This window comes from Bacillus sp. AFS015802, assembly GCF_002561455.1.
GTDB lineage: Bacteria > Bacillota > Bacilli > Bacillales > Bacillaceae_B > Rossellomorea.
The window spans coordinates 90,284-109,740 of the sequence record NZ_NTUP01000066.1 but is presented as its reverse complement, the minus strand read 5'-3'; the positions used below and the strand labels follow the sequence as shown (position 1 = coordinate 109,740).

Annotated in this window: 22 protein-coding genes; 9 read left to right on the top strand and 13 right to left on the bottom strand. The window is 45.0% G+C overall.

Annotation, left to right across the window (positions count from 1 at the left end):
* Window positions 1–190: 190 nt before the first annotated feature.
* Window positions 191–1,216 (bottom strand): HNH endonuclease, encoded by a 1,026-nt coding sequence (locus CN378_RS17885; RefSeq protein ID WP_098353849.1) that lies wholly within the window; start codon window positions 1,214–1,216, stop codon window positions 191–193.
* Window positions 1,217–1,310: 94 nt separating this feature from the next.
* Between CN378_RS17885 and CN378_RS17880 the strand changes: the two genes are divergently transcribed.
* From CN378_RS17880 to CN378_RS17870, 3 genes are all read left to right on the top strand, one after another.
* Window positions 1,311–2,222: a nuclease-related domain-containing protein gene (locus tag CN378_RS17880; RefSeq protein WP_098353848.1), complete on the top strand. Its 912-nt coding sequence runs from the start codon at window positions 1,311–1,313 to the stop codon at window positions 2,220–2,222.
* A 41-nt stretch (window positions 2,223–2,263) separates the two neighbouring features.
* A complete protein-coding gene (locus CN378_RS17875) occupies window positions 2,264–2,950 on the top strand; it encodes an alpha/beta fold hydrolase (protein WP_098353847.1) in 687 nt (228 codons plus the stop codon).
* A 181-nt stretch (window positions 2,951–3,131) separates the two neighbouring features.
* On the top strand, window positions 3,132–4,361 hold the full coding sequence (locus CN378_RS17870) for an MFS transporter (RefSeq protein WP_098353846.1): 1,230 nt from the start codon (window positions 3,132–3,134) through the stop codon (window positions 4,359–4,361).
* A 63-nt stretch (window positions 4,362–4,424) separates the two neighbouring features.
* On the opposite strand, the gene CN378_RS17865 is transcribed toward CN378_RS17870, so the two are convergent.
* Window positions 4,425–6,107, bottom strand: coding sequence for a hypothetical protein (locus tag CN378_RS17865; protein WP_098353845.1), 1,683 nt, complete (start codon window positions 6,105–6,107; stop codon window positions 4,425–4,427).
* 524 nt (window positions 6,108–6,631) lie between these two features.
* Between CN378_RS17865 and CN378_RS22725 the strand changes: the two genes are divergently transcribed.
* Together CN378_RS22725 and CN378_RS17855 are read left to right on the top strand one after the other, a co-directional pair.
* Complete coding sequence (locus CN378_RS22725; protein ID WP_179884965.1) at window positions 6,632–6,775, top strand: hypothetical protein; 144 nt, start codon at window positions 6,632–6,634, stop codon at window positions 6,773–6,775.
* Between the two features lie 6 nt (window positions 6,776–6,781).
* Window positions 6,782–7,159, top strand: coding sequence for a hypothetical protein (locus CN378_RS17855; protein ID WP_142323629.1), 378 nt, complete (start codon window positions 6,782–6,784; stop codon window positions 7,157–7,159).
* A 34-nt stretch (window positions 7,160–7,193) separates the two neighbouring features.
* On the opposite strand, the gene CN378_RS17850 is transcribed toward CN378_RS17855, so the two are convergent.
* The 4 genes from CN378_RS17850 to CN378_RS23020 all read right to left on the bottom strand — a co-directional run bounded on the left by CN378_RS17850 (window position 7,194) and on the right by CN378_RS23020 (window position 10,130).
* Window positions 7,194–7,685, bottom strand: coding sequence for an LURP-one-related/scramblase family protein (locus CN378_RS17850; RefSeq protein ID WP_098353842.1), 492 nt, complete (start codon window positions 7,683–7,685; stop codon window positions 7,194–7,196).
* A 126-nt stretch (window positions 7,686–7,811) separates the two neighbouring features.
* The gene (locus tag CN378_RS17845; protein ID WP_098353841.1) at window positions 7,812–8,885 is read right to left on the bottom strand and encodes a thermonuclease family protein; all 1,074 of its coding nucleotides are present in this window, start codon (window positions 8,883–8,885) and stop codon (window positions 7,812–7,814) included.
* 215 nt (window positions 8,886–9,100) lie between these two features.
* The gene (locus CN378_RS17840) at window positions 9,101–9,883 is read right to left on the bottom strand and encodes a TerC family protein (protein WP_098353840.1); all 783 of its coding nucleotides are present in this window, start codon (window positions 9,881–9,883) and stop codon (window positions 9,101–9,103) included.
* Window positions 9,884–9,995: 112 nt separating this feature from the next.
* Window positions 9,996–10,130, bottom strand: a complete 135-nt coding sequence (locus tag CN378_RS23020; protein ID WP_257141199.1) for a hypothetical protein — start codon at window positions 10,128–10,130, stop codon at window positions 9,996–9,998.
* Window positions 10,131–10,506: 376 nt separating this feature from the next.
* Here CN378_RS23020 and CN378_RS17835 point away from each other — a divergent pair, with 376 nt between their 5' ends.
* The 3 genes from CN378_RS17835 to CN378_RS17825 all read left to right on the top strand — a co-directional run bounded on the left by CN378_RS17835 (window position 10,507) and on the right by CN378_RS17825 (window position 13,358).
* Window positions 10,507–12,261, top strand: coding sequence for an alkaline phosphatase D family protein (locus tag CN378_RS17835; protein ID WP_098353839.1), 1,755 nt, complete (start codon window positions 10,507–10,509; stop codon window positions 12,259–12,261).
* A gap of 19 nt (window positions 12,262–12,280) precedes the next feature.
* On the top strand, window positions 12,281–13,030 hold the full coding sequence (gene tatC / locus CN378_RS17830) for a twin-arginine translocase subunit TatC (RefSeq protein WP_098353838.1): 750 nt from the start codon (window positions 12,281–12,283) through the stop codon (window positions 13,028–13,030).
* A 94-nt stretch (window positions 13,031–13,124) separates the two neighbouring features.
* A complete protein-coding gene (locus CN378_RS17825) occupies window positions 13,125–13,358 on the top strand; it encodes a twin-arginine translocase TatA/TatE family subunit (RefSeq protein ID WP_098353837.1) in 234 nt (77 codons plus the stop codon).
* A gap of 68 nt (window positions 13,359–13,426) precedes the next feature.
* Here CN378_RS17825 and CN378_RS17820 read toward each other — a convergent pair whose 3' ends face one another.
* The 6 genes from CN378_RS17820 to CN378_RS17795 form a co-directional block, all read right to left on the bottom strand.
* Entirely contained in the window at window positions 13,427–13,663 is a 237-nt protein-coding gene (locus tag CN378_RS17820; RefSeq protein ID WP_098353836.1) for a hypothetical protein, read from the bottom strand.
* A gap of 76 nt (window positions 13,664–13,739) precedes the next feature.
* Entirely contained in the window at window positions 13,740–14,507 is a 768-nt protein-coding gene (locus CN378_RS17815) for a nucleotidyltransferase domain-containing protein (RefSeq protein WP_098353835.1), read from the bottom strand.
* A gap of 186 nt (window positions 14,508–14,693) precedes the next feature.
* On the bottom strand, window positions 14,694–14,963 hold the full coding sequence (locus tag CN378_RS17810) for a DUF3949 domain-containing protein (RefSeq protein ID WP_098353834.1): 270 nt from the start codon (window positions 14,961–14,963) through the stop codon (window positions 14,694–14,696).
* 147 nt (window positions 14,964–15,110) lie between these two features.
* Entirely contained in the window at window positions 15,111–16,136 is a 1,026-nt protein-coding gene (locus tag CN378_RS17805) for an aldo/keto reductase (protein ID WP_098353833.1), read from the bottom strand.
* Window positions 16,137–16,313: 177 nt separating this feature from the next.
* A complete protein-coding gene (locus CN378_RS17800; RefSeq protein ID WP_179884964.1) occupies window positions 16,314–16,742 on the bottom strand; it encodes a GNAT family N-acetyltransferase in 429 nt (142 codons plus the stop codon).
* Between the two features lie 226 nt (window positions 16,743–16,968).
* Window positions 16,969–17,427, bottom strand: a complete 459-nt coding sequence (locus CN378_RS17795) for a VOC family protein (RefSeq protein WP_098353831.1) — start codon at window positions 17,425–17,427, stop codon at window positions 16,969–16,971.
* Between the two features lie 175 nt (window positions 17,428–17,602).
* Here CN378_RS17795 and CN378_RS17790 point away from each other — a divergent pair, with 175 nt between their 5' ends.
* Window positions 17,603–18,103: a fasciclin domain-containing protein gene (locus tag CN378_RS17790; protein WP_098353830.1), complete on the top strand. Its 501-nt coding sequence runs from the start codon at window positions 17,603–17,605 to the stop codon at window positions 18,101–18,103.
* Between the two features lie 137 nt (window positions 18,104–18,240).
* Here CN378_RS17790 and CN378_RS17785 read toward each other — a convergent pair whose 3' ends face one another.
* Window positions 18,241–19,281: an NAD(P)-dependent alcohol dehydrogenase gene (locus tag CN378_RS17785; RefSeq protein WP_098353829.1), complete on the bottom strand. Its 1,041-nt coding sequence runs from the start codon at window positions 19,279–19,281 to the stop codon at window positions 18,241–18,243.
* Between the last annotated feature and the right edge of the window lie 176 nt (window positions 19,282–19,457).

Here is a 19,457-nt window from a genome sequence, read left to right as displayed (position 1 = left end):
GGAAGCACACATATAATTTTATGATTGTTGGGTTTTCCCGTGAGCATGATTATGGGGAGATATATTTTACAGATCATAATAGGAGGACTTCTGTTTATAGGGGTTCGGATGTGAAGGAAGTTATTAGGTTGGCTAAGAGAGAAAGCCGCATCTTACGTCGGGAGTAAGCTGCGGCTTTGTTATTTTCTATTTATAAGGTGCTTACTTTCATTCCAAGACGCTCTTTCAATTCCTCTACCGTTAAATACACTCCATCCTCTTTCCTATGAAGCATCGCATGACAATTCGGACACACAGGAATCAAATCCTCTCTCGGATTCACCTGATAGCCCTTCTGAATTTCATGTAGGGGTTTAATATGGTGTACGTGAATGAACTCTTTCCCCACTTCCCCATATGTATCTTCAAAGTTCATCTTACATACCTGGCATTCGGCACCATAATGATTGATGCATTGCTTACGAGCAAGTGGATTGCGTTCATATGAATTAACCGTAATCGTTCTCTGCTCCCCTTCCCACATTTCCGGCACTTCATCAGGGTAGATTTCAGCAGACAAATCCTCATGAAAGAACGACATGATGTAGTCACGGAGCTCACCGGTAAGTTTCATTGAGCCCTGGATATTCCCTTTCAACCCATGCTCCCTTAATCGATATAGTGATAATCCATCCGTATCAACCACATCCACCAAGCGGACACGCGTCTTATCCCCACCAATGGATTGAACATACTTTTCTTGGTCTACCCAAAGCGACCGATCATAGACCGTATCATCCATTTGAACCAATCCCTCTATTACTTCCACCTTATACCTGACCTTTCTAACACTTCCGGAAACATACAAAAATAAGATATCACCATTTTCATAGTTGAAGGAACGTTTCCAGTCAAGGTATTCAAATTGGACGAATGCCCTTTCCAAGTCGTATTCGTTTGGATTCGCAGGTACCAGCCAGATGCGGCGTGCATTCTTATGGTCACTATCTTCTAATTCCTGGCGACGATTAGCAGCGATCTCTGGTGGTGCTATAAAACGATATTCGTCCCCTTCGAAATGGTAGGGAATACTGTAGACATATCCTCTCTCGATAGGATCATAGCATTTTGACTTCTTTATATTGAGATAATCAGCAAGGCAGCCTGCAGCTTCTTGAATATTGGTAGCTTCGTATAATAGTTGATTATTTTTGCTGATGGTGATGGGAGTGGGCATTAGTTGCCTCCTTAATTATTCGGAACTTAATAGCGGTTAAAATTTCCATATATATGTACGATACTAAGTATATCAAACCACCAAGGAGAAATTCATGCTATTATTCCTAAACTTTTTAAAGAAGAAGAATGAGTCCAAACCCAAACAAGCTACTAGTACTGCACCATCAAAACCAAAAAGAACCAATGAACAGATTGCCATCAGAAAAGGAGAACTAGGAGAATACAAAATTGATATCCAACTAGATCAACTGCCCAAGCCTTACCGCCACCTAAGTGATCTCCTTATACCCAACCCGAAAGCAAAGTCCGGCTATTCACAAATCGACCATGTGGTCATCACCCCATACACCATCTTTACTATTGAAACGAAAAACTATCAGGGGACCATCTATGGTGGGAAAGATCGGAACACGTGGCTGGTCAATGGGAAGTACAAAATGATGAACCCTTTTGTACAAAACTATGGTCACATTAAAGCACTTTCTTCATTAATTGATGAGAAGTACCATGATAGTTTTGTATCGATGGTTTCTTTTACAAAGCGATCTACTTTTAAAGTGGATTCGGATTATCGTAAGATCGCTTCTAATGAATTGATTGTGTATGACATTGAGTTTTCCGAGTTTATTCACCGGAAGTTGTCGGTGTTAAAAATCCAGCATAAAGAACCTCTTTTAAATGAAAGTGAGATCTCAACCATCTACCATGCATTTTTTGAGGCAAATATTCCTGACCTCCACATTAGAGAAAAACATAAGCATGCATTAGATGGAAAGGCTAGCTCAGGTGGTACTTGTACGATTTGCAACAAGCCTGTGTCTGAGAAAGTTAGGGGGTATTGTTTATCGAATCGTGCTTTTAAAGGGAAAATTTATTGTTATGAGCATCAGAAGAATGTTGGAAAGGAGACAAAGCCAAAGGACATCCCCCACTCCTCCATAAGTCTTAAGACCTACACCAAAGTCCACCTCAGGCTCATTATCAACCATGGTTTTACTCTATAAACTTAGTACATAGGCATATAAAAGTGAGGAGAGTGGAGAAAATGGCAATGAATGTTTATATGATTCATGGTTTAATGGGGACAGGAGAAATGCATTTCAAGGAGCAATTAGGTACTTTACGAGAGGAATACACTGTTATTCCAATTGATTTGCCGGGACACGGCCAGAATAGCAGGGATGCTGATGATCCTTTTTTCGAGCAAACACTTGAATGGTTTATAAGTGAACTCAGGAAAAGAGAGCCTGGTATCTTGATTGGACTTTCCATGGGAGCTAGTTTTGCCCTGCATGCAGCAATCAGATATCCTGAATTGACAAAAGGCATTGTCTTGACAGGCTACGTTCCAAGCATCCCGGAAGAAATGCACGAGATCATGGAAAAACAATATCATTTTTTACATAACCTCAAAGCAGAAGCACCTGAAGTAGCGAAAGACTATCTTCTTCTCCATGGTCCACGTTGGGAAACCACGTTACACAGGGGGGTGAAGTGCTTCACTTATCATTATCCGGCTGTAACCGATGACCAAATAAAGAAGTTAACAGTCCCTACACTACTCATAAATGGCGGAAACGAAAAACATGAAGTGGATTCGGTCCACCATCTATCATCGTTGAATAGCCTCATTACACCAGGAATCATTCCAGACTGCGGGCACTTAGCAAACACGGAAAACCCTTCTATGTTTAATCGAATAACTCTGGAGTTTATTAGTAGTATTGCGTAGGCGAACAGAGAGACAGGTCACTTGACCCGATATGTCAAACTGGAACAAGGAACCTGTCCCCATAGACCTCCCTAGTCGAAGAAAAAATTACCTTTTTATGGTTTATCCAATACTTAATGAGGAATTAGTTAAGTAGTTCTGGATTAAGGATCAAATGTGTGTCAGATAAGGGAGAGTAATCATGTGGAATAATATTTGGAAGAGGGAAAATAAGAATGTTAACTTACTATTATCCTCTCAAGCCGTATCAACAATTGGGGATACGTTCTTTAATATAGCGATTATGTGGGCCGTTTTTTCTCAGAGCTCTTCTACCTTCCAAACTGCCATGATAGGAGCTATGTGGCAAATCTCTGATATGATCATTTCCCCTATAGCTGGAGCCCTTGCTGACCGCTGGGAAAGAAAGAAATTATTATTAGTTACCAATATCTTAGCTGGGTCCATTGTCTTTTTATTGGTCATTTATATGTTCATCTACAATCATATTCCTTTTCTATTAGCTCTAATCTTAGTTTTCATATTAAATGGATTTACTGCATTTATAAATCCCGTAAGGTCTTCTATCATTCCAGATCTTGTACATAGGGACAAATTAGCTTCTGTTAATGGCTCATTCTCTGTCGTAAACAATGCTGCCTCATTAGTTGGAAATGCTTCTGCAGGTTTGATCATCGGGATCATTGGTATAGCATGGGCATTCTTCATAAATTCTTTATCGTTTTTTATCGTATCCATATTTATTTTATTTTTAACACTCCCTCGATCTGAAAGTATAAATGGGCAAGAACTCCTTCAAAACAAAGTTCATTTATTCAAAGACATTAAAGAAAGCTGGGAAAAAATAAAAGGAAATAAAAAGATTACATCCATTTTATATATTAGCATCTTTATTAATTTTGCCTCTTTCTTAGGTCCTTTTTATCCAGCTTTGGTTACTGAAAAACTAAATGGAGATGCTTCCTTATATGGTTATATTCAAGCAGCAGGAGTCATAGGATCAATTTTAGCTGGATTATCTATTGGTTTTTTAGATAGAAAAGTTGGAGCCGGTAAACTCATTTCCATAGGATGGGGATTATCTTCCATTTGTATTATCGGAGTAGGAATTTCGGAATCCGTTTTTTTAACCATTTTTTTATCCACTATCCAATTGTTCGGGATCACTCTTGGAGCTGTAAGTATCTCAACCATTGTTATGTCAGGTGCACCACCTAATCTTAGAGGGCGATTTATCGGGCTCATGACCAGTCTGTCTGTTATGATCATTCCGATAGCCAATATATCCGCGGGAATAGTAGGTGAGTTTATCAATGTATCCTATATGTTTGTTATAGCTGGATCAATTGTTTTTATATCTGCGGGAATTGCCTTTTTCAATAAAAGGATTAGATATATTAAGGTAGATTGAGCCAGAGGGACAGGTCCCTCCTTAAGTGTTAGTAATATTAAAAGAGCCAAGGATCCCCTTGACTCACTCCTCAATATAAGGCTGCTCCCTCAAATGCCCCGTCTGCTCCACCATCGCATAATAAAACTCACCATACTCCACCCAGCGCAATGGAACCTTCATCGCAAGCACATTCTCTTTATTGTAAACACTGATCTGCTTCTTATCATACGTCACCTTCTTAATCTCCTGAAGAGGAATGCTCTCCTTCTTCTCACCCGTGACCTTCCTCAATTCCCTGCCCACAATGACGACGGCACTTCGCTTTTTCTTCCATAGTTCATAGAGGGTAAGGATCCCTCCAAGGAGAGTGAAGCCGATGGAGATGTAAACCTCCTCATCGATTCCGTTCATGAAGACCCTGATCCAGTGGGAAATTAGGATGGCATAGAAGAACCAGAGGCCTTTGGATAGGCTTGGTGAGCTCTCGTAGTAGAGGGTCTGCTCATTTTCGCGGGCGTATTCATCCCGTTTTTTCAGGAAAAGCTGTTTGTGCTCTTCAACGGTTCTCTTCTGTATCGGCTCGAGGTCGGTGTGGGTGCCTTCCCACATGTCCGCACTGTCATCCTCTTCCTCAAGGCTATATCCTCCCACCCAGGCAGCGAGCACGTCGTCCCCATGGGAAAAGCTCATCAGATAATAGCGCAGGGGCTGACCGTATGAGTTCACGGTATCCACGGAATCGACGACCTGAATGTTTTCCGGGAAGATATTGAGATCCTCTCCTTCTTCATCCTGCAAGTGGACCAGATGGTTGAAGAGATGCGCCTTGGCAAGCACCGGCTGCTTCGGACTGACCGGGAAGAGATGCTCTTTATTGTGTTCTGCGAGCCCCCAGTACATCATCTCAGCACTTTCGACATGTGCAGAAAGCGATTGGAGGATCTTCGGTTGAACCGGGATGTTCTTGTTCATCGCAACCACTACCGCATTCGTGCTGATGCGTGGATCCTTGAACGACACCGCCTCCTTCAGGAAACCTTCTGCCTCTTCAGAGTAATAGAAGTTCATCAGCCCGATCAGCACATTGAGGCGGTACCTCAGCTGAAAGTAGGACTCCTTCCACGATTGATACGCATAGTCGGACCGGTATTCCCCGTCGTACTTGAGGTACTCATCCCGAAGCTTCTCATAATCAGCCAGCAGCACCGGAAGGATCCTCGCTCTCTTATACCCTGCCTCCACTCCCGACTCATTGATCGCCGTGATGAAGTCATAGTACAAATATTTATAAAAAGGAGAATCCAACTGATCGATCGTCTTATCCACAATCCCCCTCAACAGCACCGGAAACTCACACAGCTCCTCCACCGGCAGCACGACTTCCTCATGGGTAATCAACTGCACCGTCTTATCATGAATCTCCTGAAAGATCCCCTCATCCTTCGTCAACAGCAGACACTCAAGCGCCCGCACCTTCGCATCCGGATCCAACCCGTCAAAACGCAGCAGCATCTCATCAATGATCTCAGGCATCGGATAATCACACACAAACTCCACCAGCCCAAGGGAAGGATTATCCCACACATCCACCCGCTCAGGAAACGATGTCGCCGCCTCCTTCACCATATCCTTCAACATCTCCACCCGGATCTTCAGATCATCCTGCCCCTTCAACTCATACAGCGTCCCAAGCGCTTCATACCGGTCCCCCGGATCCGCACTATGCAGCTGCTTCACCAAACTTCTCATCTTTATCTCGTTCATAGGTTCCCCTTCTCAGTAAGAAAAATGATTATTTCTTTGTTATTTTATTATGGGGGTGAGGGGAATACATGTGTCTTTGGGACTAGGTAAATAAAAATATTTTACAGCTGATAGATTGAGTCGTTACAGGATGAAGGACAGTCAAATGGATTATTGTGGTACTAACCTAGCGACTTGGTTTACACTGGAAACAACGGCATACGGCGCACTTGTTGCTTGCTGCTATAAACAATCTGGAAAGGTGTGTCTGCAATGAAAAACATAGTCGGCATGTATGTAGTCATGTCAATAATGGTAGGTGTGAATTTGATCAGTGGGTATCTATTAAACGGAGAGTATTGGGCAATCGTGAGCTGGTTGATGACCGCTCTGTTTTTATTTGGCACTTTATTTTTCATTAATGCTAGATACATATTTTCTAAGAAGAAGGGCGAAAGGTAAAAGAAACACGAGAAGCGTCCCCGTGCTTCTCTTTTATAGGTCTCTATCCCACCCCATATGAATACATATGAAGGGGAGGAGGAATGACCAGTATGCTTCTTAAGATGATTGACTTAAGTTTAATGGCTGAACACCTGCCTGTTCATAAAGCTGAATTGGATAAGTTAGCCTCGTATATATGCACCATTCAAAACCCGGAGATCAAAAAGGCAGCGACAGAACAGTAGATGATCATGCAAAACCATGTGAAAGTTATGATTGCGCTTATGGATCCTGTTCAAAATGAATCAATAAGCATTGAAGACCTCCACAAATGGGACCCTGTTCAATTCAACTGTCAACAAAAATATACAAGCATGAGCCAGGAGAATATCCTAAAGGAACTCGCCACTACTGCCGAATCCATGGCGAACAAAAATTTCAACTCCGGGTTAAGGATGAAAGCTGAAAATGTCCGAAACATTCATATTCATATGGCCCTGCAGCAAAGCACGATGCTCAACCGCTACAATGCCCTAATGGATAAATTCATCAAAGATACAGCTCCTGTAAGTTCGAGAAAAGAGCAGGAAGAAACGATGGAGACATTTAAAAAGATGTTTAACCTTTAAAGGAAGCACGGGAACGGCTCCCGTGCTTCCTTCTTTAAAACGTCGCAGTATTATTCGCCTGATCGGCCTTCACACAATCTATCGCAATCACAAGCGCCAGAATCATCGTTTCCATTTCATCCTCCAGAACCTGCACCCTGTAGCTGTCGCCCCAACTGAACCATTCCTTGCCCACTTCACCTACCACTCTTCCCTGATGTAACACCTGAAAGTCCATGTCCATCCAGTTTCCCTCTACTTCAATGCCCGCTGCATCTATGGAATACTTGGCTTTCAGGAAAGAGAATTCCTTCTTGATCGTCACGACCTCTTGCCCATTCACCTCAACGAAAAACGTTGGTAGAAAGCTCAACACCTTTTTCGTGATCAGGGCCACTTCATCCCGATCCTGATTCATGATGGAGAATGTCTTCGGGACCTTCATGAAGCTTCCTTCGACATAATAGACGTCCTTCTCCTCTTGATCCTTTACGGTGAATTTTTCGCTAAGACTGAATACTTTTTGTTTGATGTATAGTTGTTTCATAATAGTGCCCCCCATTTTATTCTCTCCTTTATATACGATTGAGACGGGGGTAAGTTCCAGTCATTCTCCAATATTTTTGCAAAAAAAAGCCATTCCCTCTCAAAAGGAATGGCCCATACTCTCTCTTTATCTCTCACACGCCCAGTCATCCTTATCCCGGTCATGTTTCCGTGCATAAGCAGGATGATCAGAGGGGACTCCATCCGGATAGACTTTTCTCAGTTCGGTACAGTTTTGATAATACTCTTGCTCTTGAGCAGCTGCCGGTTCTTCCGTTGAGGCAGTGCCCGTGCTAGAACTGGATTTCGGTGTAGCGGCTGTACTTGTTTTCTTTTCTTCCTTTGGATCCAGATCCCCTTTGGTCGTGCCATTTTCACCGTATGCCCACAGGCCCGTTTCTTTCTCCCTTGCTTCCCGGGCGAATTTCACGAAGTAGTCGCTGTATTTCACATCCGGGTTGTAGGTGGACGGCTCTGCATATCCGTTTAACACCAGATCGGCATTGAACATTTTGCTCCGGATTTCACCTTCGTCCATGTCATCCTTAGGGATTTCAAGCCAAATAAGACGCAGAGAACGATTATAACGGTCCGTTTCAGACACATCTTTTTGGAGCCAGACCGTTTTCCCCTCTAGTTTTTTCGTCGTGTAGTTACTTGCCTCTTTTCCGTATTCTTCTGTTCTCGTGGTGGACTCGGGGGTGTTGACGCCGATCAATCGTACTTTTCTTCCATCCTTCAATTCGACTGTATCACCGTCTACCACGCGGGAAATCAGCACTTTTTCCAGTCCGAATGTATTGGCAAGCTCTTGCTGCTTTTCCACTTTCTCAGCTTCCGCTTTTTCCTTTGCGGCCTTTTCTTCAGCCAGTCTCTCTTGATCTTCCTTGGCTTTCTTCTCTTCTGCCGCTTGCTTTTCTTTCTCTGCCTTCGCTTGTTGATCGGCTTCTTTCTCAGCTTTCGCAGTGGCTGCTTGATCCATTTGATCTGATGGCGCTGCACAGCCCCCGATCATGAACCCCAGAATTCCGATGGTTATCAGCCCGCTTGAGAACGCCTTTCTTCCTTTTCTCTTTTGAGAAGTGTGGTATAAACCAAACACCACTATCATCATCCCAACCCATGCTACAGACGTCATCATCGCCATGAGCAAGGTGAGAATGATGGCAATCGCAGCCAAGATCATAGGTAATCCTTTCATTTAAGCACCTCATCACATTTTTTCGTTAAAACCGTTCTCGATTCCCTCCGACTGACCGCACCATTTTTATCAGATTTGTATATTTATTGTATTATAAAATGGCTTATTTATCAGATAATATCGCAATTTAGTAAAAAGGAAATAAAGCATGGGGACGGTCTCCTGCTTCCCCCTCATAAAAAAGAAGCACGAGAACCGCCCCGTGCTTTCACCACCTATTCAGCCACGGAAGCCTGGCTTGAATCCCCCTTCGGCTTCGACTTGACCCAACCCACGATTCCGATTCCAATCAGTACAGACCAGAAGATCCCTTTCCAAACGGATCCCATTGCGAATTCGTAGGAGATAACCCCCAGTGAAGGATGGGCTAATGCGTACACGGCAAGCTTGACGCCGACCCAGCCGACGACAACGAAGGCAGCCGATTCGAGTCCGGGACGCTTCTCAAGTAAAGAGACAAACGCAGATGCAGCAAATCGCATGATGACAAGGCCGATGATTCCCCCTAGTAAGATGACGAGGAAATGCCCTCCGTCAAGACCCCCGATTGCGGGAAGATTGGTCGTGGGAAGCGTCACCGCGAGAGCGACGGCAGCCAAGATGGCATCCACCGCGAAAGCGATATCCGCCAGCTCCACCTTCACGACGGTCCACCAGAAACCGGACCCCTTTGTCTCTTCCTTATCTTTCACTTTTTCCATCTGTTTCTTGATCACATGTTTCTTGAGTAAATGGTAGACAGCAATTCCAAGCAGATACACGGCACCGATGGCTTGAACCTGCCAGATGTCGACAAGATACGAGATCAGGAACAAGGAACCGAACCGGAACACAAAGGCTCCCGCCAATCCGTAAAACAATGCTTTCTTCCGCTTATCCTCCGGCAGGTGCCGGACCATCGTCGCAATGACCAGCGCATTATCTGCAGCCAGAATCCCCTCCAAAGCGATCAAAATCATCAAGACCCATCCATACTCCAGCAATAGAGACCATTCCAAGGATCATCCCTCTTTCTCCATTTTTATTAAAAAAACCTTCACATGGACGACCGACTTTTGCAGTCCGCTTTCAAATCCCTCCGACCACCCCTCTCCCATAGAAAAAAGACCTCTACCGCTTGGTAAAGGTCTTTTCATCTGCATCTATACAGAGGGGATCCTTTACCTTGAAGGCAAAGGTCTCGCAAGCAACACCGCGGTTGCCAAGCAGGCCGGAGACGGGAATCCCATCACGAAATGACGACATACTTGAAAGCTACTCCCCTTTGGAGTCTTTATTCGTTTATCCCACCAATGAAGTGGGTGTACGCTAACTATAGCAAGTGGACAAATCCATCGTCAAGTAGGCGATTGGTTTATTTTTCCCTCTACACGATTCATTTTATTATGCTGTTTTCTTTTCATCCATGTTAAGAAAAACAGGTCTGTCCTCCTACTAAAATGAATGAAATCCACCGAATCTTTCTCACTTATTAAAAAATTCAAATAAAAATGGTCTTTTGTCCCAGGAATGAGTCCCCTCCTCTTCCTCCCTCTATTTACATTCATTTACAACACGTTAAAAGTGGGCTCCTATAATATGAACTGTTCAATTCAATAGATTCATGAAGGGAGTCATCCACATGACGAATGAGAGATCAATGGAAAATTGGATTCAAAAGCTGAATGAAGAGACCTTATATAAAGGGGTCGACCGCCGCAACTTCCTTCAAGGGGCGGGGAAAGTCGCAGGCATTTCCCTAGGGATGGCGATTGCTCAATCGATGGGCGGTTTGTCTGTCTCGGCAGAAGAAGCCGGATTTCAGGATTTCCCTTTTTCACTTGGGGTAGCTTCCGGTGACCCGCTTCCGGATAGTGTCGTATTATGGACACGGTTAGCCACTGACCCTCTTAATGGAGGGGGCATGCCTGACCGCAAGATTCCAGTGAAGTGGGAAATCGCGAAAGATGAACATTTCCGACAGATTGTTCAGCGTGGTACGGAAGTGGCAAGTCCGTCCCTCGCTCACTCCGTTCATGCCGAGGTAGGGAACCTGGAAGCAGGCACGGTGTACTATTACCGGTTCAAAGTCGGAAAGGATTTCAGCCCGATCGGAAGGACGAAAACCCTTCCTGCCCTGAATGCAGATGTCTCAAGCCTGTCCTTTGCCTTTGCTTCCTGCCAGCAATATGAGCACGGTTATTATACGGCTTATAAGCATATGGCCAAAGAAGATCTTGATCTCGTTTTCCATCTTGGAGACTATATTTATGAATACGGCCCGAATGAGTATGTAGCTAAATCAGGAAATGTACGAGACCATAAAGGTCCTGAAATCCGCACGTTGGAGGACTACCGCAACCGCCATGCCCAATACCGGACGGATGCCGACCTCCAGGCTGCCCATGCGGCTTTTCCATGGGTGGTGACATGGGATGACCATGAAGTGGAAAACAACTATGCCGACATGATTCCTGAGAAAGGCCAGTCTGTGGAAGAGTTCGTGAGGAGGCGTGTCGCAGCCTACCAGGCCTACTATGAGCATATGCCGCTAAGAAGATCTTCCATGCCTCACGGAGTGGACATGCAGCTCTACCGTCAGTTCTCATACGGAAACTTGGCCAACTTCATGGTGCTCGATTCCCGACAGTATCGTTCCGATCAGGCAAATGGAGATAAAAGCTCTCCCCAGACGGAAGAATCCCTGGATCCTTCACGCACCTTGTTAGGAAGCGAACAGGAACAATGGGTGCTTGATCATCTCGGCAACTCCAACAGCTCCTGGAATGTACTGGCCCAGCAAATCTTTTTTGCCAAGAGAAATTATGGACCAAGCCCCGACCGGCCTTTATACAGTATGGATGGCTGGGATGGCTACACTCCTGCAAGGGAACGCATCACGGCATTTGCCCGTCAGAAAAACATGGATAACCTGATTGTCCTGACAGGTGATGTACACGCGAACTGGGCCTCCAATATCCTGGCAGACTTTGATGACCCGTCTTCCCGTATGCTTGGAGCCGAGTTTGTCGGCACATCCATCACATCAGGCGGAGACGGGGCAGACAAGCGCGCTGACACGGACCGCATTCTTGCCCAGAATGAACATATTAAGTTCTTCAACGATTATCGCGGATATGTCCGCTGCCATGTCACGCCGACCCAGTGGAAAGCCGATTATCGTGTCGTTCCATTCGTCTCAAGTTCAGGTGCGGATATTTCTACCAGAGCCTCCTTCGTGTACGAAAAAGATGCAGAAGGTCTGAAGGAAGTGTCTACATCAACCGTTCCGGAAGGGAAACCACTGTCTTCCGAGGTGGAAGAGGATCGTCATGAAGCGCATGCACGCGCCCATAAAAAACAAGCCCAAAAAGGCAAACACATGCAAATGAACTAGCACCAAGGAGGCTGATGCTATGAAAGATCGCAACCAACAGGTGATCGGACATTTGGAAGAGCTGAGGAGCCGCGCCATTAAAACCGTACTCGCCTTTATCGCTTTCCTGATCGTGGGGCTCTCTTTTATGAAACCGATCTACGGGTGGCTGATCAGGGATATAGACATGAAGCTCGCGATCCTCGGACCGAGTGACATTTTATGGGTGTACTTGATGATCGCATCTGTCTTCTCAGTCGCAGCCACCATTCCAGTCGCTGCCTATCAGATTTGGCGGTTTGTCTCTCCGGCTCTGAGTGCAACAGAAAGAAAAGTCACGTTACGCTTCATACCCGCCTTGTTCTTTCTGTTCATTATCGGCATCGGGTTCGGCTACTTTCTTCTTTTTCCGATCGTCCTGAACTTCTTGACCACTTTGTCAGCCGATCAATTTGAAACGTTGTTCACAGCAGAGAAATACTTCCGATTTATGTTACACCTGACCCTGCCTTTTGGATTGCTATTCGAAATGCCTTTAGTCATCGTCTTTCTGACGGTACTTGGCATTTTGGATCCTTCCAAATTGAAAAAATCAAGAAGGATCGCTTATTTCTTGCTGATTATCATTTCCGTGGTGATCACACCGCCGGATTTCCTTTCCGACGTATTGGTCATCCTGCCGCTCCTCCTTTTATATGAAATCAGCATCACCTGCTCAACCATGGCTTATAAGAAAAAGGCTTCCCCTTCTGCGGAGTCAAATGCAGGTCAAGAGAATGTTGCTCTATGAAGTAAGAGTATTGAAATGAACACGGCATGAACAGAAGAGGGGCCGGCACATCCGTGTTCCCACGCACACATCAAACTGACAGGAGGAGAAACCTATGCTTACAAATATCGGAATCCCGGGATTGATTCTCGTACTGGTCATCGCCCTGATCATCTTTGGCCCGTCAAAACTTCCGGAAATCGGACGGGCATTCGGAACGACTTTAAAGGAATTCAAAAGTGCTACGAGCGATTTAGTCAATGGAAATGAGCAAGAAAAGAGTACCTCAAAAGACGAAGGTCAACGACTCACAGCTGTGGAAAAAGACAAACAACATACAGGCAGCTGATTTGCCAGATTAAAAACCGCCCAGAGCTTCTTAGCCCGGGCGGTTTTCGATGTCAGGTATCCATTTCTCTAACTGTGACCGTTCTCCTCTTTCTCTTTCAAATAGTTTTCATATACTTCCCTTGCCTTATCCGTTCTTGGCATTTCTTTCCTTATTCTTTTATGTATGTCACTCACCAGGTAAAGCCCCCTGAACAAACAACCTGCAATGATACCGAAAGCAAGACTGCCGCCTATCCAGGGCCCGGCTATAAACAAGGTCAAACCTAGTATACCGGCTAAAAAAATCGATAATAGTAAGTACAAACGAATAGATCCCCCTTCTCTCTAATGATTTGTTTGTCTGGGATCATGCTCCAGAGGGACAGGTCCCTTGGCACGTTTACCTTTCCAACACTCTCCCAATCATCAACCCCATAAACGAAGAAACCTCACCCTCACCGGTCTCCCCACGAATCCAATCAAACTCACTCTCCAGAAGATCCGCAATCTTGCGCGCAGCCTCTCCATGTCTCGACGGCGTCATCGCCTCATAAATCTCGACCACTATATCCTGCAACTCCTGCGGCAAGTCCCTGTGGATCGTCTTCAGCCCAAGAACCGCCCGCTCCCTCGCATACCGGAAAAGCAGAATGGTCGTCACATTCCTCATGCAATGTCTGAGCATCTCCACTGCCCACGTATCATTCCCTCTCGCCGCTGCCTTCCCATGCTGAAACAAGAACCAGGCAGCATCGAGGACTTGACCCCTGAACTGTTCCTTTGAGAGCGTGAGGTTTTGAGTAGATTGATATTGTTCCATAAGACCGTCTGGATCATATAACACCTTAAAGAAATCCTTCTCCTGGAACGTCTCCTCCGTCACCGTAAACAGATCGATATGCAGCCAGTCTTCATAAATGGCGATGATCTGCGGTGCGATGATGAAGATGTCATCGTGAAAGATGAGGTCTTTATATGCCTTCAGGTGATCGAGGCGCCTGGTCAGGAATTCCTTTTCCTCCCCTTCCTTCACCAAACAGTACAGATCAATATCAGAATGTTCATCGTGTTCCTTCCGTCCCATCGATCCTTTCAGGAATACACTCCGGACACTTGAATCTTTTTTTAGACTTTCAAGTACTTTTTCAACAGCTGCTTCTTGACGCATGTCTACATCCCCCTAAGTTAAAAATGGATATTACGCCATTATACCAATTTTTTCATGTGGGATATAGGGGGAATTTCGGGACAGGGGGACAGGTCCCGTGACCCAAAAGCAAAAATGGTACCGCCCCCCCTTTTTCGGAATCAAAAAAACAGTCACCCCGTTAAAGAATAACTGTCTCTTGATCTCCTACTGTCTATCCCCACGATGCTTCACTCTATAAAGAATCGAAGCAAACAGATTGGCCAATAAGAATAAAGGGTTTCCCTGCATATTCCCATGAAGGCTCAGTTCACCGGCATTCATGGCATCATACATCTCGCCCTGCTTCTTCCCCTTCAATCGGTTCTTTTCCTCTTCCGCTTTTAACGTAATCAAAAAACGATACTGCATAGGTAAGATCAATAGGGAAATCAACACATATAACCCGAGGATCGCTAAAAATATATACAATTCCATTATGAAAGCCTCCTTCTATCTCTTATTACTATATGTATACGATTAACAGGATTGGAAAGTTTCGTTAACAAGGAGCACAGGGACGGGTCTCATGCTTTCAACTCATAAAAAAGAAGCAAGAGAACCGTCCCCTTGCTTCCTAAACGTTTACACCCCCTGCAAGATTTCAATGTTCTCCTTAATGTGTTCGATCTTTTTCATTCCCACCATTGTAGAGAACACACCTTTGCTTGAAGTGACTTCCGTTAACATAGATCTGGCGTCACTTTTCTCATCGAACGCCTTGCCTAGATGAAATGGAGCACTGGTTGTTGAATAGATTCCCAGCTCATGTGCTGCTTCGATGACAGACAGCCACTTGCCACTTGCCTTTTGATTCTGTTTTTGAATTCCATCATTCATATGCTTATTCAGCGGAAACTGGATGAATTTGAAGTGATGCCCTTCCCCTGCCACTCTTTGGGCTATATTCAGGACCTCTTCAATTGAAAGATAGCCTTTTTCCGTTGGATCCTTGAGGAATCCGAACCAGGTAGCAAAACCATAATATTTAATATTTCCGAGTCGCACTTGATTTTCAAAGAAGGAAAAGAGCTTTTCCAGTTGCGTATAAAAAAGGGCTGGTCCAAGGGTCATCATAGAGATTTCCGGGTTATGGATATAATAAATATCAATCGTTTCTAAGTGAAGATGTTTCTGACTGGTTTCAATGGCAAATCGATAATAATCGGGAGCTAACACGTGCCGATGGGTATCAACGATATTCACGTCCGATACCTGAATGATCCCACCTTCCAACAAGACTTTTTGCAAAAAATCCGTCGGGACCAAGTTTGCCTCGATGTCCCCTGGAATGATGCCTCCTTTGGTGGATACAATCACTTCTTCCCGCTTAATTGATCCCCTCTTGATTAACGACTTTAAAACATAGCCGACATCCCTTTCAGATCGCATCCCGCGGTAATTGATGGCTGTATCGATGAAATTCAAGCCATTCAGCAGCCCGTACTCCACCCCTTCACGATAAAGCACCGAGTCTTCCTCATTCATCTCCCCCAAATGAGTCCCCAGCGCAATGGGAGAAGCGGTAAACATTGGCGATTCTCGACAAGCCCATGTGAACTTACTCAAATAGTCACTCGTTCCATTAAAAGAAGCATAACCGGAAATCATTCATATTCCCCCTTTTATGTTCTTCCACATCATAATAGAAAAATAACCCAAATTACAGACTGAAAATTCCTACGATTGTTTGTTATAATAAAGATACAGGGAAGCACAGGGACGGTTCTCCCGCTTCCACCTCATGAAAAAAAGAAGCACGGGAACCGTCCCCGTGCTTCCTCTCATTTAATTACGATACACCCATTCCCACACGTCTCCGTCGTCCTCATCCACCACAACGCCTTGAAGTTCAAACCCATTCTTCTTCAAAATGGATGTGGAGGCATTGTATTCAGGTAGTGTCCGGGCTGTAATGACAACTTCCGGATCAAATTCCTGGACGATGTCGACTAAAGATCTGCACATGAATTGGCCATATCCCTTTCCTTCATTTTCCGGAAAGGTAAAATAACCGATCTCCACTCTTCCCTGCTTCGGGCTTCCTTTGAATGAACAAACACCCACGAAGTCAGACTCCGAAACAGCGAGATAGCTAATCCATGGCGGCTGAAAACCTACTTTCTCATAATACTCATCCTGGCTCTCCAGCACCATCTCACAAAATTCATTCTGTGTATCTATTTTTTCTCCAATGTTGATTGGTTTCAATTTCAACGTCCATTCCTCCATTAATTAAAATGAAAGCATCCTCCGTTGAAACTGGATTGGGAGGATACTCTTGTTACTTGATATAGTCCTCTCCATACACCATATTTCATCTCTCCTTAGTAAATATAAAGACATTTTAACAGATCTGACTGGAAAAATCACCGGGAGCAGAGGGACAGTTCTTCTGCTTCCATCTCATCAAAAGGGGAAGCACGAGAACCGTCCCCGTGCATCACTTCCTCCGGTCCATCCACTCCTCAAGCGTCATCATCTCAAACGCTTCCTCATGATCCAATCTCAATGGAGCAATGAATTCAAGGGAGTTTCCGTCAGGGTCATCAAAATACAGACAAGCATGGGCCTGTGGATTGTTGGGAAGGACGATGGGCTGCCGTTCCGGTGAAAACCCGAACGCTTCCCTCACCTCGACTCCCCTTTCTTTTAACCATGCCTTCGCCTTTATGATATCCTCCACTTCGACATGAAAGGCGATATGCCGGATGGAAGCATGATACGGGAGATTTACCTCATCCGCCTCCCACAACCCAAGCCAGCTCTTCCCTTTCTCAATCCAGACAAAGGAAACCTTCTCGCTCTCATACGCCAGCTCCAAACCGAGCTTTTGATAGAAATCGATCGACTGCTTCATATCACTTACAGGTAAATGTGCTTCGTATAATCCTTTAATCATGGTGGTTCCTCCTTTTTTCTTCATTTTAGTATCCTTCCAGAAAGAATGGCTCCGGTATTGGTTCGACCTTTTTCTAAGACTTTTGATTGAAAAAAGTTGGATAATCCTGTTAAACAAGCAGATACTACTTTTTGAGTAAACAGATGTTTACATAAAAAAAGTAGGAGGTAAAATCATGAAAAACAAAACATTTGCATTAGTGATGGCTGTATTCATGGCGTTCCTGACCCTTTCAAACGGCGTATCGGCCGCTGAAGGCGGGACACCGGCAACAAAGGATATCGTTGACACAGCTGTTGAAGCCGGTCAGTTCAAAACCCTTGCAGCTGCACTGGAAAAGGCCGGCCTTGTGGACACCTTGAAAGGTGAAGGACCGTACACGGTATTCGCGCCAACGGATGCTGCGTTTGAAAAACTTCTTAAGAAACTAGGTATCACAGCTGAAGAACTACTGGCAAGAGAAGATCTAAAGCAGATCCTTCTTTACCATGTGCTTTCAGGTAAAGTGATGTCTACAGACCTGAAAGACGGTCAAAAGGCGGAGACACTTGCCAACAAGACAGTGGATATTAAACTGAATCCTGTCCGCGTCAACAATGCCAATGTGGTGCAAGCTGACATTCAGGCATCGAACGGCGTTATCCATGTGATTGACGAAGTGTTACTTCCGGAGTAAATTCCATTCACGACGAAGCCCGGCCCAAAGTTTATTTGCGACTTTAGGGCCGGGCTTTTTTTATTGAAAGCATGGGAGCTGTTTCTTTCCACATCGAAAAAAGGAAGCAAGGGAACCGTCCCCCTGCTTCCATCCATTTAAATCGTATTCGTATCAATCACAAAACGATACTTTACATCAGAACCCAACACCCGTTCATATGCTTCATCAATATAATCTGCCGAAATCACTTCAATGGAAGGCACGATTCCATGCTCCCCGCAGAAATCGAGCATTTCCTGAGTCTCACGGATTCCTCCGATCAGGGAACCGGCAAATGAACGGCGGTGGCCGATTAATGAGAACACATTCACTTCCAATGGCTCTGCAGGCGCACCCACATTCACCATTGCCCCATCAAGAGTCAGCAAGGAAAGGTATGCACTGATGTCAATCTTGGCACTTACTGTGTTAATGATCAGATCGAACGTACCAGCAAGCTTTTCGAACGTCTCAGGATCGCTCGTCGCATGATAAGCTTCTGCCCCAAATTCCAAGCCATCCTCTTTCTTATTTAACGTACGGGATAGGACCGTCACTTCGGCTCCCATGGCATGTGCAATCTTCACCGCCATATGACCAAGTCCACCCATACCGACTACGGCTACTTTCTTTCCTGGGCCTGCATTCCAATGATTCAAAGGAGAATACGTCGTAATCCCGGCACATAACAGAGGTGCCGCAGCGTCAAGCTCAATGTTATCAGGAATGCGAAGGACGAAATCTTCCTCTACAACGATATGGGTCGAATAACCGCCTTGAGTCGGCTCGCCATATTTGTCCACGCCTGCGTATGTCGGGATGTTTCCTTCGAGGCAATACTGCTCTTCCCCTTCTCGGCAGTTCTTACATTCACCGCAGGAACCAACCATACATCCGACTCCTACCCGGTCGCCGACTTTGTATTTCGTCACCTCAGAACCTACCTCAGTGACGATTCCCGCAATCTCATGTCCGGGAACGAGGGGATACTTCACTTCTCCCCACTCTCCGTGTGCCGTATGGATATCGGAATGGCAGATCCCTGCAAACTTGATTTCAATCAAAACATCATGCTTATCAAGATCGCGCCTCTCGATTTCAGCCTCTCTGAAAGATTTGTCAGGACCGTCAATAGCTCGTGCTTTAGCAATTACCATGAATAATAACCTCCTGTAATAGTAGCTTTCAAGAGAAAATGAACTCTTGTACCCTTCATGGTAAACCCTATAGTTAACTCTAGGTCAAGAGATAACCCTCCTTGAATCTGTTTTGACAGCCAGTGCTTACCGTGCTACGATTTTCCACAAACATAGAGTTAACTCGACGTCTAGAT

Bases quoted from the DNA above. Each gene is read 5' to 3' on its own strand.
- tatC (WP_098353838.1), top strand. From the start codon at position 12,281: ATGAAAGATCGCAACCAACAGGTGATCGGACATTTGGAAGAGCTGAGG.
- CN378_RS17875 (WP_098353847.1), top strand. From the start codon at position 2,264: ATGGCAATGAATGTTTATATGATTCATGGTTTAATGGGGACAGGAGAA.
- CN378_RS17845 (WP_098353841.1), bottom strand. From the start codon at position 8,885: ATGAAAGGATTACCTATGATCTTGGCTGCGATTGCCATCATTCTCACC.
- CN378_RS17880 (WP_098353848.1), top strand. From the start codon at position 1,311: ATGCTATTATTCCTAAACTTTTTAAAGAAGAAGAATGAGTCCAAACCC.
- CN378_RS17790 (WP_098353830.1), top strand. From the start codon at position 17,603: ATGAAAAACAAAACATTTGCATTAGTGATGGCTGTATTCATGGCGTTC.
- CN378_RS17785 (WP_098353829.1), bottom strand. From the start codon at position 19,281: ATGGTAATTGCTAAAGCACGAGCTATTGACGGTCCTGACAAATCTTTC.
- CN378_RS17825 (WP_098353837.1), top strand. From the start codon at position 13,125: ATGCTTACAAATATCGGAATCCCGGGATTGATTCTCGTACTGGTCATC.
- CN378_RS17815 (WP_098353835.1), bottom strand. From the start codon at position 14,507: ATGCGTCAAGAAGCAGCTGTTGAAAAAGTACTTGAAAGTCTAAAAAAA.
- CN378_RS17865 (WP_098353845.1), bottom strand. From the start codon at position 6,107: ATGAACGAGATAAAGATGAGAAGTTTGGTGAAGCAGCTGCATAGTGCG.
- CN378_RS17810 (WP_098353834.1), bottom strand. From the start codon at position 14,963: ATGGAATTGTATATATTTTTAGCGATCCTCGGGTTATATGTGTTGATT.
- CN378_RS23020 (WP_257141199.1), bottom strand. From the start codon at position 10,130: ATGTCGTCATTTCGTGATGGGATTCCCGTCTCCGGCCTGCTTGGCAAC.
- CN378_RS22725 (WP_179884965.1), top strand. From the start codon at position 6,632: ATGACCAGTATGCTTCTTAAGATGATTGACTTAAGTTTAATGGCTGAA.
- CN378_RS17805 (WP_098353833.1), bottom strand. From the start codon at position 16,136: ATGATTTCCGGTTATGCTTCTTTTAATGGAACGAGTGACTATTTGAGT.
- CN378_RS17835 (WP_098353839.1), top strand. From the start codon at position 10,507: ATGACGAATGAGAGATCAATGGAAAATTGGATTCAAAAGCTGAATGAA.
- CN378_RS17855 (WP_142323629.1), top strand. From the start codon at position 6,782: ATGCAAAACCATGTGAAAGTTATGATTGCGCTTATGGATCCTGTTCAA.
- CN378_RS17870 (WP_098353846.1), top strand. From the start codon at position 3,132: ATGTGGAATAATATTTGGAAGAGGGAAAATAAGAATGTTAACTTACTA.
- CN378_RS17885 (WP_098353849.1), bottom strand. From the start codon at position 1,216: ATGCCCACTCCCATCACCATCAGCAAAAATAATCAACTATTATACGAA.
- CN378_RS17850 (WP_098353842.1), bottom strand. From the start codon at position 7,685: ATGAAACAACTATACATCAAACAAAAAGTATTCAGTCTTAGCGAAAAA.
- CN378_RS17795 (WP_098353831.1), bottom strand. From the start codon at position 17,427: ATGATTAAAGGATTATACGAAGCACATTTACCTGTAAGTGATATGAAG.